Below are 14,290 nucleotides of genomic sequence, written 5' to 3' on the forward strand. Positions count from 1 at the left end.
CGCGTATGGCACTCGTTATACGGCAATCGGCCCGCCGGTGGGAGAGGCGACCGACCTTTGACCACTCAAGAATGCATCCTATATGCCAGTTTCCATGGCAATCAACGCTCAATAATCGCCGTGACGCCTTGCCCACCCGCGGCGCAGATCGAAATCAACCCGCGCCCCTTGCCCGCCGTGCCCAGCAATTTGGCCAGGTTGGCGACGATACGGCCACCCGTGGCGGCAAACGGGTGGCCGGCCGCCAGCGAGCTGCCCTTCACATTCAACCGGCTGCGGTCGATGGAACCCAGTGGCGCGTCCAGGCCCAGGCGGGTCTTGCAGTAGTCGGCGTCTTCCCAGGCCTTGAGGGTGCATAACACCTGGGCCGCGAAAGCTTCGTGGATCTCGTAGTAATCGAAGTCTTGCAGCGTCAGACCATTCCTCGCCAACAACCGTGGCACGGCATACACCGGCGCCATCAGCAGGCCTTCGGCGCCATTGACGAAATCCACGGCTGCCGCTTCGCCATCGCGCCAATAGGCCAGGATCGGCAAGCCACGTTCCTGGGCCCAGGCTTCGCTGCCCAGCAGCACCAGGGATGCACCATCGGTGAGCGGCGTGGAGTTGCCGGCGGTGAGCGTGCCCTTTTCGCTGCGTTCGAACGCGGGTTTGAGCGCCGCCAGTTTTTCCAGGCTCAGGTCGGGGCGCAGATTGTTATCGCGGGTCAGCCCCAGGAACGGAGTGAGCAAATCGTTGTGCCAGCCTTCGGCGTAGGACGCGGCCATTTTCTGGTGGCTTTCAAGGGCGAGCTGGTCCTGCTCGGCACGGGGAATCTGCCAGGTCTGCGCCATCAACTCACAGTGCCGGCCCATGGACAACCCGGTACGCGGCTCGCCATTGCGCGGCAGCTCGGGCTTGAGGTGATGGGGACGAAGTTGTAACAGAAGTTTTAATTTATCGGCCATGGATTTGCTGCGGTTGGCCTGCAGCAGGATTTTGCGCAGCCCTTCATTCACGCCGATCGGCGCGTCGGAGGTGGTGTCCACCCCGCCCGCGATGCCGCATTCGATCTGGCCCAACGCAATTTTGTTGGCCACCAGCAGCGCCGCCTCCAGCCCGGTGCCGCAGGTCTGCTGGATGTCGTAGGCCGGGGTTTGCGGCGACAGGCGCGAGCCCAGCACGCATTCGCGGGTGAGGTTGAAATCACGCGAATGCTTGAGCACCGCGCCGGCGGCCACTTCACCCATGCGCAGGCCGTGCAGGTTGTAGCGTTCGATCAGGCCTTCGAGCGCCGCTGTCAGCATCGCCTGGTTGCTTGCCGTGGCGTAGGGGCCATTGGAACGGGCGAACGGAATGCGGTTACCGCCAATGATCGCTACACGGCGCAATTGAGTCATGGAAAGCTCCCTCTGTGGGGTGGGCGGCTGCGGTGGGCCAGATAGCTGAGCCTAGTCGAACGACTGCTACCCTGGGATGGTCAACCCTTTGAACCCCAGCCTTCGGAGAGCGTTCCATGTCTGACCGTTATATCGACTTCGCCAACTCAAGCCTCGGCCATCGCCTGGTCGCCGCCCTTGGCCTGCCGTCACCGGTACGCCTGGAACGCTGGCAAGCCGGGCGCCTGCGCCCGGTGGACGGTGCCCTGCTGTTGGGCGGTGGCGCACTGGCGAGCGGGGTGCAGGCGTTTGCCCATAAACTCACCGAGGCCATCTACAGCTACGGCACCGAGACCTCGACGTGGATTCCAGGGCACGGCCCAAAACTCAAGGCCGTGGTGTTCGATGCCAGCCACTTGCAGCACACCGATCAACTCAAGCAGCTTCGCGAATTCTTCCAACCGCTGCTCAAAAACCTGGATAACAGCGCGCACCTGGTGATCCTCGGCCGTGCCCCGGAAAGCCTGCGCGACCCGTTCGCCGCCAGCGCCCAGCGCGCCCTGGAAGGGTTCAGCCGCTCCCTGGCCAAAGAGCTGCGCAACGGCGGCGTGCTGCAATTGCTCTACGTCGGCGAAGGTGCCGAACACCAGTTGGAAGGCGCGCTGCGCTTCTTCCTCTCGCCAAAAAGCGCGTACATCTCTGGCCAAGTGATTCGCCTGCAGGCCTGCGCCACGCCCGTTGAAGACTGGACTCGCCCGTTGGCCGGGCGCAAGGCGCTGGTCACTGGCGCGGCCCGAGGCATCGGCGCATCCATCGCCGAAACCCTGGCCCGCGATGGCGCCGACGTCATCCTGCTGGATGTGCCCCAAGCCAAGGCCGATCTCGAAGCGTTGGCCGCGCGCCTGGGTGCGCGCCCAGTGGTGCTGGATATCTGCGCCGAAGACGCCGCCGGCCAGTTGATCGAACAGTTGCCCGATGGCCTGGACATCCTGGTGCACAACGCAGGGATCACCCGCGACAAGACCCTGGCCAACATGACCCCGGAATATTGGGACGCAGTGCTGGCGGTCAACCTCAGTGCCCCGCAAGTACTGACCCAGGCACTGCTCGACAGCCACACCCTGCACGACAACGCACGCGTGGTGCTGCTGGCGTCCATCAGCGGTATCGCCGGTAACCGTGGGCAAACCAACTATGCCGCGAGCAAGGCAGGCTTGATTGGCCTGGCCCAGGCATGGGCGCCGCTGCTGGCGGAACGCGGGATCAGCATCAACGCCGTGGCCCCAGGGTTTATCGAAACCCAGATGACCGCGCACATTCCGTTTGCCCTGCGCGAAGCCGGGCGACGCATGAGTTCGCTGGGCCAGGGCGGTGTGCCGCAGGACGTCGCCGAGGCCGTGGCGTGGCTGGCCCAGCCGGGCTCCGGTGCGGTCAGTGGGCAAGCCGTGCGGGTGTGTGGGCAAAGCCTATTAGGAGCGTGATGCATGCAATGGCAGACCTTGAGCAGCCCCCGTTTCTGCCGCCGCTGTATTGGCGCGCGGCACTCAAACGCAAGATCACCGGCACGGCCCTGCCTGAACAGGGCGTGCGCTGCCGGGTCAGCGTCAATTCCTGGCAGGTGGCGGCCTATCGCAAAGTCTGCGGGTTTGCCGACAGCCCGGTGCTGCCGGCCACCTACCCGCATATCCTGGCGTTCGGCTTGCAGATGCAGCTGCTCACCGATCACGCCTTTCCTTTCCCGCTGTTGGGCTTGATCCACCTGAGCAACCGCATACGCATCCACCGGCCTTTGGGCGGTGTGAGTGAACTGTCCATCGCCGTGCACGCGCAAAACCTGCAGCCACACCCCAAGGGTGCGACGTTTGACGTGGTGACCCGCGTCGAAGATTCCCTCGGCCTGTTGTGGGAAGCCGAAAGTCGCATGCTGTGCCGAGGCGTGAAACTCGACGGCGAAACGGCGCAGGCCGTGCAAGCCGCCCCCACTCAAACCGGCGAAATCACCCGCTGGAAAGCCCCGGCCGATATCGGTCGCCGCTATGCCCGTGTGTCGGGCGACTACAACCCGATCCACCTCAGTGCCTTCACTGCAAAACTGTTCGGCTTCCCCCAGGCCATCGCCCACGGCCTGTGGAACAAGGCGCGCACACTCGCCGCACTGGCTGAGCATCTGCCCGCGGCCAATATTGAACTAACGGTCGAGTTCCAGAAGCCCGTGCGCCTGCCCAGTGAAGTGGTATTGCTTGCCAGTGCTGCCGGTGCCCGTGGCGAATTGATGTTGAAAGGTGCGGGCGACATTGAACATATGCGGGGTAAATGGCAGCCGATCACGGAACGGCATTGATTAATTGTATATATACGCAAAAAGTTATAGCGGGCCTGATCAGGCCCACTTCTGTTAATTAAGCTTCTGATTTAAAACACCTATACATTTGGAAAACCAGTACCGCATTGGCCCTGGCAGTCGCAATGACGCTCGGCGGCTGCAGCAGCGGCGCCGGCACCGACACACGCTGGGCACCACCCTGGGCAGCTTGCCGATCTTAGGCGTAACCGCCCGCGACCTGACCATCACCACCGGTACGACAGCCTCTGGGGCCGGTGCGGCGTTTTTCAGTGCGGCGGATAGCTGGAGAGCACGCGGCTCACGGTGGTGCGAATGGCTTTGTCGCGATCCTGGGGGTTGGGCGTGCTGCTCATCATCTGTTCATCGCTGCCGCGCCACACCAGTTTGCCGTCCTTGCCGTCGAGCAGGTCGATCTGGATGGTCGCGACTTTGTAGGTGATGTTGCGCGTTTCGTCGTACATCGGCACGCCCCAATAGCCATTCCACGGGCCACCCCAGGCGCCACCGTAGCGGGTGGTGACTTGTTGCTGGCGGTCTTCGACGATCAGGTACGCCTGCACGTTCAGGTCAGCCCTGGTACCGGCCGCCGCAGGGCGCAGGCCGCGTTGGTCGAGTTGGTCGCCCACGGCTTGGCGGATGCGCTGCTCGGTAAGGTCGCTCTTGATACGCGGATCATCCGGGCGGTATTGCAGCGCCGGGTCTTTCCAGGCCCAACTGCGGTAGGCGGCGAAATCTCGGCTGGCGTCGAAATCGTGGTTGACCTGGCTGGTCTGGCAACCGCCCAGCAGCACGACAACAGCAAGCGTAGCGATGCGACGAAACATGGTGATCTCCAAAAACGAGCAAGGCGTCAGATGAGAATAGCTGTTAACTCGGAGGATACGCCGTCAGCGCCTTTTGCACCGCCTGGCGCAACGCATCCGCGCGCTCGCTGAGGCTGCCCTGGCTGCTGGTTTCCGCGCTGGCGCTCCACACCGGCTGGCCACTGCGCGCGTCGAACAGATTGACGCGCACCACCACCACTTGCACTTCATAAGTGCGCACGATGGGCGCCGAGTTGTACATGCCGTAGCCATTGCCGTAACGGTTATAGCCACCGTAGCCGTAGCCATAGTCGTCCTGGACCTGTTTGAGGCGCTTCTCCAGGCGCACATCGGCGCTTACCCACAGGTCCGGGGCACGCTTGTCATGCAGCGGGCGCAAGCCGCGCTGGTCAAGGGCACCGCTGACCGCTTCGGCCACTTGCGCCGAATCAGCCCACGCCGTGCCCGCCGGCAGCTGGCCGTTGCGCCAGGCCCAATTGCGGTAGGCGCCGTAATCGCGCACCGGCGCCGGGTAGGCGCTGGTATCAAAGGTGGTGGCCGCCTGGGCCGGTGCCGGCGGCATCGGGGCCGAGGCTGCGACGTAGGGGTTGGGGCTTGAGCAAGCGCTCAGGCCGAGGGATAACAGGATCAAACAGAGACGACGCATTTCGACCTCCGCAGACTGGGCCGCTTAAACCGGACGGCAGATCCAGTGCAAATAACGCCCAAGTCCGGCAAAGCTTGGGTGACGACGGTGAGCGAGTTCCATCTCTACAAGGTCCTGAAGATGGGCGCGGGCCTGGAATTCCACCGGCATGTAGTCGTGGAACACCCGCACCCCACTTTGGCTTTCGACCTGCCACAACCCCTGGAGTTGCGCCGCCAATTCGCGTGGGTCGAGGGGCTGCTGCGGGGTAAGGCTCTGCTTCTCGCCGGCCATGTCGTTCTTGCGCATTTTGCGAAAGTGGCCTTTGAGCAGGTTGCGGTAAATCAGCGCATCACGGTTGTAGAACGCCAGGGACAGCCAGCCGCCGGGCACCGTCAACTGATGCAGCACCGGCAGGATCGCATGGGGTTCGGCCAGCCATTCCAGCACGGCGTGGCACAGCACCAGGTCGTAGGGTTCGGTGAGTTGGCCGAGCAGGTCTTGCCAGGGCGCATGGATAAAGGTCGCGGCCTGCCCTGCTTCGGCAAACCGTTGGCGCGCGCCGTCGAGCATCGGCTCGGCGGGTTCGGCCAGGGTTACCTGATGCCCGCGCTCGGCCAGCCACAGCGACATATGCCCCAGGCCTGCGCCAATATCCAGCACGCGCAAGGGCCGATCCGGCAGCGCTTCGGCCAGGTCGGCCTGCAACACCGCCAGACGGATCGCACCTTTGGCGCCACCGTAGATCTTCTCGGCAAAGCGCGTGGCCAACTGGTCGAAATGGCGATCACTCATGGCTAAACCGCCGTTCGCTGTCGGCCAGTTTGGCGCGTACCACTTCGTTCATGTCCAGGCCCAACTCGCTGCACAACAACAGCAGGTACAGCACGATATCGCCGACTTCCTGCCCGGCGTGGGCAAGTTTATCGGCAGGCAACTGGCGCGATTGGTCTTCGGTGAGCCATTGGAAAATCTCCACCAGTTCGGACATTTCCACACTGGCGGCCATGGCCAGGTTTTTCGGGCTGTGGAACTGCTTCCAGTGGTTGGTATCGCGGATGCGGTGCAGGCGTTCGGTGAGGTGTTCGAGGTTCATGCTGGGCTCCTGAAGGTGTGTAGCTTCGGGGGGATCAGGGATGAAGGCAAGTGAATAGGTGCGTTGTGCTCAAGGCCGCCATCGGGGCTTGCTCCCGATGGCAATTTAATCAACAACGCTGAATTCAAGGCGTGCCGTTTGGCCAGCCTCATCAAGGACACTGAGCTGATAACGCCCCAACCGCTCGAAACTGGCATTGATGAAGTCCTGATTGGCACTGTCGCCCAGCGGCTCGCCGTTGAGGAACCACCAGCGTCGGCCACTGCCGCCCAGGGCGGAAAGTTTCAGGCGCAAGGTTTGTTGGCTGCCGGCGGGCAGGCGCAGTTGGTCGCCTTCGCGCACGCCGACGATTGACAGCGGCGAGGACGCCGCCAGTGCCGGTGGCGGGCACTCCGGGTCGGCCGCCGGGATGCGCGCTTCACGGCGTTCCGCCCTCGGCAGCCACGGTTCCAGCGGCGCGGGCCACAGGGCGATACGCCTGGCGACCGCGCCCGGGCAATGGGCATCCACCCGCAGCCCCCTGGCGTTGACCCAGATACTTTCCATCAAGCCCACACTCAGCGGTTGGTCCAAGGCCTGCAAGGTCGGCGGCGTGGTGTTGTCCAGTGTCCAGGCGAAGCGCTGGCGCCGGCAATTGGGGTCGCCGCGGCTCATGGGCTGGCCGAGCGGCCAACAGATCGCCGCCACACCCACGTTCGCCGGCACCGGTTTAACCGGGGCGCTGATGCCGCGCTGGCTGTCGCGGTTGGTCAGCACGTCGTGTACTTGCAGCATCAACGGCGCAGCCGAAGCCAGGCCGAACTGCCCCGGCACCGGCGTGCCGTCCGGTCGGCCGATCCACACGCCGATCAAATAGCGCGGCCCCACGCCGATCGCCCAGGCGTCGCGAAAACCGTAGCTGGTGCCGGTTTTCCAGGCCAGCACCGGGCGCTGGACCAGTTCGGCGCGCGGGTCGCGGTCCGGCCGTGCCTGGCCGCTGAGGATGCGCCGCACAATCCAGGCAGCCCCTGGCGACAGCAACGGCCGTTCTCTAAGCGTGTCGTCCGGCTGCAATCGCAAGGTGGCGCTCTTGCCGTCGCGGGCGAAGGCGCTGTAGCCGCTCACCAGGTCTTCCAGTCGGCTACCCGCGCCGCCCAGGATCAGCGCCAGGTTGGGCTCGGCCAACGCCGGCAATGCCAGGGGCACGCCGCCGATACGCATCTGGGCGGCAAAGCGCTTGGGCCCGTACGCTTCCAGCAACTGCACCGCCGGCAGGTTGAGCGAACTGGACAGCGCCGTGCTCGCCGGCACCGCGCCGGTAAACCCCATGGAGAAGTTGCCCGGCCGGTAATCGCCGTAGCGCCGGGGCACGTCTTGCAACAGCGATTCGGAGTGGATCAAGCCTTCATCCAACGCCATGCCGTACAAAAAGGGTTTGAGGGTGGAGCCGGGCGAACGCAACGCGCTGATCATGTCCACATGACCGAAACGCTTGGCGTCGTTGATGTCCACCGAGCCCAGGTAGGCGCGCACCGCCATGCTTTCTGCCTCGACCACCAGGATCGCGGCCGAGGTGTGCTCCGGCAACCGCGCACGCCATCCCAGCAGCAGGTCTTCGAGGCGGCGTTGCAGGTTGGCGTCCACGGTGGTGCGAATAAGCGGCGGGCTGTCGGGGCGGTTCAGACGCCGGGCGAGCAACGGGGCAAGGCTTGGCTCCAGGCGCGGGGCGAGCAACAGCGGCTCTTGCAGGGCTTCATCGACGGCTGATTGCGGCCATACCTTGAACTCGCCCAGGCGGCGCAGCACCTTGTCGCGGGCAGCCTGGGCGCGTTGCGCGTGACGGTCCGGGCGCAAACGGCTCGGCGCCTGGGGCAACACCGCGAGCAGCGCCGCTTCGGCATGGGTCAACTGTGACGGGGACTTGCCCAGGTAGGCCCAACTGGCCGCCGCCACGCCTTGCAAGGTGCCGCCAAACGGCGCGCGGTTGAGGTAAAGGGTGAGAATTTCATCCTTGGACAAGTGCCATTCCAGCTGCGCCGTACGCCACAGTTGACGCAACTTTCCCTGGAAGGTGCGCGAATGCGGATCGAGCAAGCGCGCCACCTGCATCGACAAGGTGCTGCCGCCGGACACCACCCGCGCACCGGTCAGGTTCTGCCAGGTCGCCCGCGCCAGTGCCAGCGGGTTTACGCCCGGGTGCTGGAAGAACCAGCGGTCTTCGTAGGTGAGCAACGCATCCAGGTAATACGGCGACACTTCGTTGGTCTGCACCGGGTAGCGCCACACGCCATTGGCATCGGCGAACCGCCACAACGGTGTGCCATCCTCGGCCAGAACCACCCGTGCCAGGTCATCCTGGGGCAAGGGCAAGGGCCAGATGCGGTCGGCCAGCCATAACAGGGCAATCACCAGCAGCACAGACCCAAGAGCCCAGCGCAGTAACTGTGGGAGGAGCGGTGCGACGATTCGACTTGCCCCTCCCACATTGGACTGAGTCCATCCACCCATGATTAATCGAAACCTCAAACCGGCAAACCTCTATGCTTGTAGGGAACTAGCCTGTCGCAATAACAACCAATGCACAGATACGCCCACCTTCTCATCAGGACACACACATGCAGGTAGAAAGCTTCTTCGAATGGTTGGGCCAGGCGCTCGGTTCCGTCATCCGGTTTATCGTCGATGGCCTCAGTGGGCTGTTCGGTGCGCTGACCCATGCCGGCGGCAACTTTATCGAAGGCCTGTCGCGCACGTTGGGCATGGACACCTCGATCATCAGCATTCTCACGCTGATCATCGGCCTGATGTTGTTGTATTCGGCGGTACGCGCATTCATGCGGGCATCGATCATCATGGGGATTATCTGGTTGATGCTGGGCCTGTGGCTGCTCAGTTGGGTCGTGCATTGACCCTGAAACTGCCACAGCCCCCTGTGGGAGGGAGCCAGTCGAATCGTCGCACCGCCCCTCCCACATTCATCTTCATTCCAAGCTGAAGTATCAGCGGCCCTTGATCACCAGATCCGCCGGGGTCTCTCCCACCGCCTGCCAGTTCGGCCGGTACATCGACTCCACCTGCGGCGGCGGCACGCGGTAAGTGCCCGGTGTCACCGCACGCGCCAGGTACAGCAGGTGCGTGGTGCCATCGCTGTCCAGGTTGATCGCCGCCACGTAGCGATCATCACGGAATTCCTGATGCTTGAGCGCCGCGTTCTGCATCGACTCACGCCACTCCTTCACTTGGCTGCTGGCGTTTTCCAGGCTGGCGGCGCTTTGCGCCAGGTTCTGGTTTTCCAGCTCCAGGCCGGCGGGCAGCAGGTCGACCACCAAGGCATCCGGCACACGCTGCTTGGCGCTGACCGCCAAATGCACCAGTACCAGGTCGCCGCTATTGAGGTTGCGCAGGTTCAGCGGCTGGCCATTCATGCCCAGGTATTCGCGGCGGATGCTCAGGTTCTCGCCACCCGGCGCCGGTGGCACCTGGGGGTAACCCGAAATGGTCAGTTGCTGATACACCGGCGTGTCACTCTGATTGCTCAGGCTCAGGTCGTCGGAGAGCAATTTGTCGTCCAGTTGCAGCGTCGATTGTTGGTTATTCAACTCGCGTACGCCGCCACTGCCGGTCAGGGATACTTGCCAGTTTGCCTCAGGCCGGGCGAACCCAAGCCGCCCGGCCAGGAACAGCGAATTACGCTCCTGGGTCGACAAATACGGGCTGGCCGCCAATTGGTCCGACAGCGTAAACAGGCGCTCTTCACGCTTGCCCTTGGCCAGATCGTTTTCTTCAAGCAAGGCCAAGATCATCGCTTGGTCACGCAGCGGGCTGCCATAGTCGGCCAGCCATTCCTTGGCGCTGCGCTGCGCCGCCAAGCCGGCCTGCAAGGCCTGGTCCGCACGCGGCTGATCGCCCATTTTTTGCAGGGCGACGGCCAACTGCACCAGCGGCAACCCGGAACGCGCATCGCTGCGGCGCTCGAAAATACTGCGCAACGCCCCCAGCGGCGCCTGCTGACTGCGCGCCAACACCATGCCTGCATACGCTTGCACGGCAAAGCGCGTGTGTTCGGCATTGTCGCTGTAATCGACCTCGATCAGGTTGCGCTCCTGCACATACCGCAACAGGCGCTCGCTGGCCTTTTTCAGCGCGTCGCCCGGCACGGCAAAACCCTGGTCGCGGGCACGCAGCAAGAAGTCGGTGACGTAGGCGGTCAGCCAATATTCTTCCTCGCCATCGGCGCCCCACAAGCCAAAGCTGCCGTTGTAGCGCTGCATGCCCAGCAGGCGTTCGATGCCCAGTTCGATCTTGCGTTTGCGCTCGGCATCCGGCTCGCCCTTGATGCTCAGGCGCTTGAGCAACGCATCGTCGGCATACAGCGACGGGTACAGGCCGCTGGCGGTTTGCTCCAGGCAACCGTATGGGTAGGCCTTGAGCGCCTTGATCTGCGCCCCGAGATTCAACGGCGGCCGGCTCGACAGGCTCAGCAGCGCTTCGCGCCCCGAGGTATCGAATTGCTCAAGGGTGGCGGCAGGCAAGCTCCAGGGTTCGCTTTTCAGCACCGCGCGATACTGCTTGAGCAACGCGGGGTACGCAGGACGCACACCCAGGGTCCACTCCCGGCTGAACGGCGGCAGGCTTTCACCCGGCAGGTCCAGCCCGTTGACCGTCACTTTCACCTTGCCCTGGCCCAAACCGCCCCAGGCTTTGACCGGAATACGCAGCGTCGTGCGCTGGCCCTGCTTGAGTTCGACGGTTTGCGCGCCACCGTTGACGAGCTCCAACTGGCCGTCTGCGCTCAGTTGCACGTCGAGTTTCTGCGCCTTGCCCGACAGGTTGGACAGGTCCAGCGCCAGGCTGGTCTGGTCTCCACCCGCGAGGAAGCGCGGCGCCGACAGCTCGGCGATCAGCGGCGCGGCAATCACCGTCCTGGCTTCAGCCATGCCGTAGCGATCTTCGCTCCAGGCCTGGGCCATCAGGCGCAGTTCGCCGTTGAAGTCGGGGATATTGACGCTGACTTCGCCCTCGCCCTTGTCATTCAGGGCTACCGGCGCGCTTTGCAGGGCGACGATGGTCACGCTGGTGTCCGGGCGCTTGCCGCCCTTGGCCAGCGCGGCATCACCGCCAAAGGCCAGGCTGGCCAGACGGCCCTGGCCGGCTTCGATCAGTTGGCCGTAGATGTCGAACTGGTCCACGCCATAGGCCTTGCGGCCGAACAGGCTGGCGTAGGGATCGGGCGTCGGGTATTGGGTGATATTGAGGATGCCCACGTCCACTGCCGCTACCAGCACATGCACCTGTTTGGGGACGCTGCCATCGGCATTCTTGGCCGCGACTTTCACCGTCAACGGCTGCTTGGGACGCATTTTTTCCGGCGCGGTGAGGGTAACGCCCAGTTTGCGCTGGGTGCGATCCAACGGCAGGTGCAGCAAGCCAACCGCCCGTTTGGGGGTGATATTGGCTTTGCGCTCGCCGGGACGAATCACCAGCGCACTCACGTACAGGTCATGGCGCGACCATTTCGGGTCGAGCTTCACCGCGAAGCTTTTGCCTTCGGCCGGCACCTCGATTTCCTGCCACCACAATGGCCCTTCGGCGGACTCCACCAACAGGTAGCCTTTACCGGCGGCCGGCGGCGTAACGGTGACGTTGGCGGTATCGCCGTCGCCATACGCCGGTTTATCCAGCGCCAGCTTGACCTGGTCGGGGCGCACGGCGCCGCCTTCGGTGTTGTCCTGGGCCTGGTAACCGGCCCAGAAGCGCAGGCTGCTGACCAGGCCGGTCTGCGGGTCTTCGACCTCGACGCGGTACGGCCCCCACTCCACCTGGAAGCTGACCTTGGCGGTGTCGCCGGCCTTGATGTTCAGGCTCTGTTCGTCGAGGTTGAGGAATTTCTCGTTGTAGTGGTAGCTCCAGCCGTCGTTGTCCGAGTAGTTCCAGTAGTAGTCGCGGCGCTCGCGCACCAGGCGCACCTTAAGGTTCTGCGCGGCGAGTTTCTGCCCGTCCGGGTTGGCCAGCAGCACTTCGAATTCCGCCGGGCCATCGCCATTGGTTTCGGTGCCGTCAAACAGCCCACGCAGGCCCGGCATCTGCTCCGCCGGCCAGATCGGTTGCACCAGGCGTCGGGTAATCGGGCGTCCGCCCGACTCCTGCAGGCTGGCCTGCACGATCAGTTGCAGCGGCGACTTGGCCTCGGCCCATTTGCTTTCCAGGATGATTTTTTCCTGGCCCTTGGCATCCAGCACGCCCTCGTCCAGTTCGAAATCCTGGCTCAGTTCTTCTTCGGTGACGGAGCCGAATTGATAGCCCGGCAGCGCCTTGACCGCTTCACGCAAGGGCCGCACATACACTTGCCCGCTGACCCGATTGCCGGCGGCCGGCGCGCCGTAGAGGTAGCGCCCGTCGAGCTGAATCACTGCGGTCTGCGCTGGGTTCAGCGGCGTGTCGCTGCCCTTGAGTTCGAGCGCCAGGCGCTCGGGCAGGAAGTCTTCGACGAGGAATTCATACAATTGCGGTTTGCCATCGCCCAGGTCGAACACCAACTGCCAGCGCCCGGTCGGTGCTTCGCCGGCCAGTTGCAATTGATATTGATAGAGGCCGGAAGCGTCGGCGTCCCACACAAACTTGCGGCTGACCTGTTCGTCGGGGCGGCGCACCTCGACACTCACCGGTTGCGGCTTGACTGCATTGCCGTCCTTGTCGCGCAGCAGCGCATTGAGCAGCACGGTTTCGCCGGGGCGGTACAGGTCGCGCGGGCCGAACACAAAAAACTGCAGTGGGTGCGACGGTTGGCCGCCAATATCGAACTCCGCCAGGTCCAGCGCCGCGCTGTCCAGGCGCAACAGGCTGGTTTGCTCGCCCTGCTTGGCCAGCAGCACCTGGGCTTTTTTCGGCAACGGCAGCTGCGCGTGGCCGCCCTTTTCGGTCTTGCCCTGGCCGACCACTCGGCCGTCGGCGTCGAGCACTTCCAGGGCCACGTCGTCCAGCGCCTTGCCGCCGTCCAGAGCCTGGGTGAACACATCCAGGCGATTGGCGTAGCGATGCACCGACAGGCCGATGTCACTCAAGGTAAATAGCGTGGCCGGCTGCGAATAGTTGTAGGTGCCCGACGCGCGCATCACCGCCAGGTACACCCCCGGCTGCTGCAATTGTTTGAGGCCGGCGATCGGCAGCAACAGCGTTTCGCGGGTGTTGCGTGCAGGTTTCAGGTCGAAGCGGCCGCCATAGACCAGGTCGGCCAGCGGCAGCAATTCGCGGGACTCATAACTTTGCAGGCTGGTATTGCGCCCCCACTGCGCCAGGAACGAGGGCAGCGATTCGGGCTTGATACGGAAGAATTCGACGTCGATCTTGTCGACGTTCAACGCGATCACCGGCAGGCCCTCGGCCAGGCGCGTCGGCAACAGCGTGCCACGGCTGGCGAAGCCGACAGTGGCTTGCAGGTCGCGGGTTTCCAGGCGGGCGGTGTATTCGGCGGCGAGCTTGTTTTGATTGACTGCCTCGACCCCGGCATCCACCGTCAACACCAATTTGCGCTGGGGTTCCAGATGGCGCAGGCGCAGCTCCATCAGGTTGTCGGACAGCTCCCAGGCGCCGTCGACCTTGCCGGACTTGCTGTCCACCAGATGGAGTTTGTCGGCGAACTTCTGATCGGGGTCCAGCGGGATCGAGAAACTCACCGACAGCGTGCTGGCCCCGTCCAACTGCACCTCGGACACGTCCACCACGCTCAACTCACGCCCGGCATAACGCTGCTTCAACGCCGCCACATCCACCGCGGCCTTGACCGGTTTCGGCGCGGTGGTCGCCGCCGCCGCAGGAGCGGTGGGAGCGGCGGGTTTGTCGGAGGAATCGCAGGCGCTCAGCAGGGCCAGCGCGCAAGCGAGAAACAGTCCTTTGTTAAGCATGGGGCACTCATCGTCAGAGGGAACCGGGGGGTGAACTATATATCAGCCGGGGTAAGGCCGATGTGGCGCTGGTCACATTGACCGACGGAGGGTGGGTTTGTTCTGGAGGAGCCTGAAGCCAAGCCAAATCCCACAGCCTGCGAAGATCAAAATGTGGGAGGCC

General features: G+C 64.0%; 9 protein-coding genes and 1 pseudogene. 3 read left to right on the top strand and 7 right to left on the bottom strand.

Annotation, left to right across the window (positions count from 1 at the left end; all coding sequences use genetic code 11):
- Positions 1 to 101 precede the first annotated feature (101 nt).
- The gene (locus tag AB4O23_RS00930; protein ID WP_460150365.1) at positions 102 to 1,379 is read right to left on the bottom strand and encodes an acetyl-CoA C-acetyltransferase; all 1,278 of its coding nucleotides are present in this window, start codon (positions 1,377 to 1,379) and stop codon (positions 102 to 104) included.
- Positions 1,380 to 1,495: 116 nt separating this feature from the next.
- On the opposite strand from AB4O23_RS00930, the gene AB4O23_RS00935 reads away from it, so the two are divergent.
- The gene (locus tag AB4O23_RS00935; RefSeq protein WP_460061766.1) at positions 1,496 to 2,839 is read left to right on the top strand and encodes a 3-oxoacyl-ACP reductase; all 1,344 of its coding nucleotides are present in this window, start codon (positions 1,496 to 1,498) and stop codon (positions 2,837 to 2,839) included.
- A 3-nt stretch (positions 2,840 to 2,842) separates the two neighbouring features.
- A pseudogene (locus tag AB4O23_RS00940) lies at positions 2,843 to 3,699 on the top strand (MaoC family dehydratase).
- A 269-nt stretch (positions 3,700 to 3,968) separates the two neighbouring features.
- On the opposite strand, the gene AB4O23_RS00945 reads toward AB4O23_RS00940, so the two are convergent.
- From AB4O23_RS00945 to pbpC, 5 genes are all read right to left on the bottom strand, one after another.
- Positions 3,969 to 4,526 (bottom strand): DUF4136 domain-containing protein, encoded by a 558-nt coding sequence (locus AB4O23_RS00945; RefSeq protein WP_460061768.1) that lies wholly within the window; start codon positions 4,524 to 4,526, stop codon positions 3,969 to 3,971.
- Between the two features lie 43 nt (positions 4,527 to 4,569).
- Positions 4,570 to 5,172: a DUF4136 domain-containing protein gene (locus AB4O23_RS00950; protein WP_017527867.1), complete on the bottom strand. Its 603-nt coding sequence runs from the start codon at positions 5,170 to 5,172 to the stop codon at positions 4,570 to 4,572.
- A 24-nt stretch (positions 5,173 to 5,196) separates the two neighbouring features.
- The gene (locus AB4O23_RS00955; protein WP_017527868.1) at positions 5,197 to 5,946 is read right to left on the bottom strand and encodes a methyltransferase; all 750 of its coding nucleotides are present in this window, start codon (positions 5,944 to 5,946) and stop codon (positions 5,197 to 5,199) included.
- The gene (locus tag AB4O23_RS00960) at positions 5,939 to 6,247 is read right to left on the bottom strand and encodes a MazG-like family protein (RefSeq protein WP_017527869.1); all 309 of its coding nucleotides are present in this window, start codon (positions 6,245 to 6,247) and stop codon (positions 5,939 to 5,941) included. Before AB4O23_RS00960 ends, AB4O23_RS00955 begins: the two co-directional genes overlap by 8 nt.
- Before the next feature lie 105 nt (positions 6,248 to 6,352).
- A complete protein-coding gene (gene pbpC / locus AB4O23_RS00965) occupies positions 6,353 to 8,644 on the bottom strand; it encodes a peptidoglycan glycosyltransferase PbpC (protein WP_068937851.1) in 2,292 nt (763 codons plus the stop codon).
- Positions 8,645 to 8,841: 197 nt separating this feature from the next.
- Between pbpC and AB4O23_RS00970 the strand changes: the two genes are divergently transcribed.
- Positions 8,842 to 9,135 carry a hypothetical protein gene (locus AB4O23_RS00970; protein ID WP_017527871.1) on the top strand — a complete coding sequence of 98 codons (294 nt, stop codon included), beginning with the start codon at positions 8,842 to 8,844 and terminating at the stop codon, positions 9,133 to 9,135.
- 90 nt (positions 9,136 to 9,225) lie between these two features.
- On the opposite strand, the gene AB4O23_RS00975 is transcribed toward AB4O23_RS00970, so the two are convergent.
- On the bottom strand, positions 9,226 to 14,127 hold the full coding sequence (locus AB4O23_RS00975) for an alpha-2-macroglobulin family protein (protein WP_460061773.1): 4,902 nt from the start codon (positions 14,125 to 14,127) through the stop codon (positions 9,226 to 9,228).
- Between the last annotated feature and the right edge of the window lie 163 nt (positions 14,128 to 14,290).

The organism is Pseudomonas sp. H2_A10, from assembly GCF_054680085.1.

Coding starts and splice junctions, on each gene's coding strand:
- AB4O23_RS00950 (WP_017527867.1), bottom strand. CDS start 5,172: ATGCGTCGTCTCTGTTTGATCCTGTTATCCCTCGGCCTGAGCGCTTGC.
- AB4O23_RS00960 (WP_017527869.1), bottom strand. CDS start 6,247: ATGAACCTCGAACACCTCACCGAACGCCTGCACCGCATCCGCGATACC.
- AB4O23_RS00945 (WP_460061768.1), bottom strand. CDS start 4,526: ATGTTTCGTCGCATCGCTACGCTTGCTGTTGTCGTGCTGCTGGGCGGT.
- AB4O23_RS00970 (WP_017527871.1), top strand. CDS start 8,842: ATGCAGGTAGAAAGCTTCTTCGAATGGTTGGGCCAGGCGCTCGGTTCC.
- AB4O23_RS00930 (WP_460150365.1), bottom strand. CDS start 1,379: ATGACTCAATTGCGCCGTGTAGCGATCATTGGCGGTAACCGCATTCCG.
- AB4O23_RS00975 (WP_460061773.1), bottom strand. CDS start 14,127: ATGCTTAACAAAGGACTGTTTCTCGCTTGCGCGCTGGCCCTGCTGAGC.
- AB4O23_RS00955 (WP_017527868.1), bottom strand. CDS start 5,946: ATGAGTGATCGCCATTTCGACCAGTTGGCCACGCGCTTTGCCGAGAAG.
- AB4O23_RS00935 (WP_460061766.1), top strand. CDS start 1,496: ATGTCTGACCGTTATATCGACTTCGCCAACTCAAGCCTCGGCCATCGC.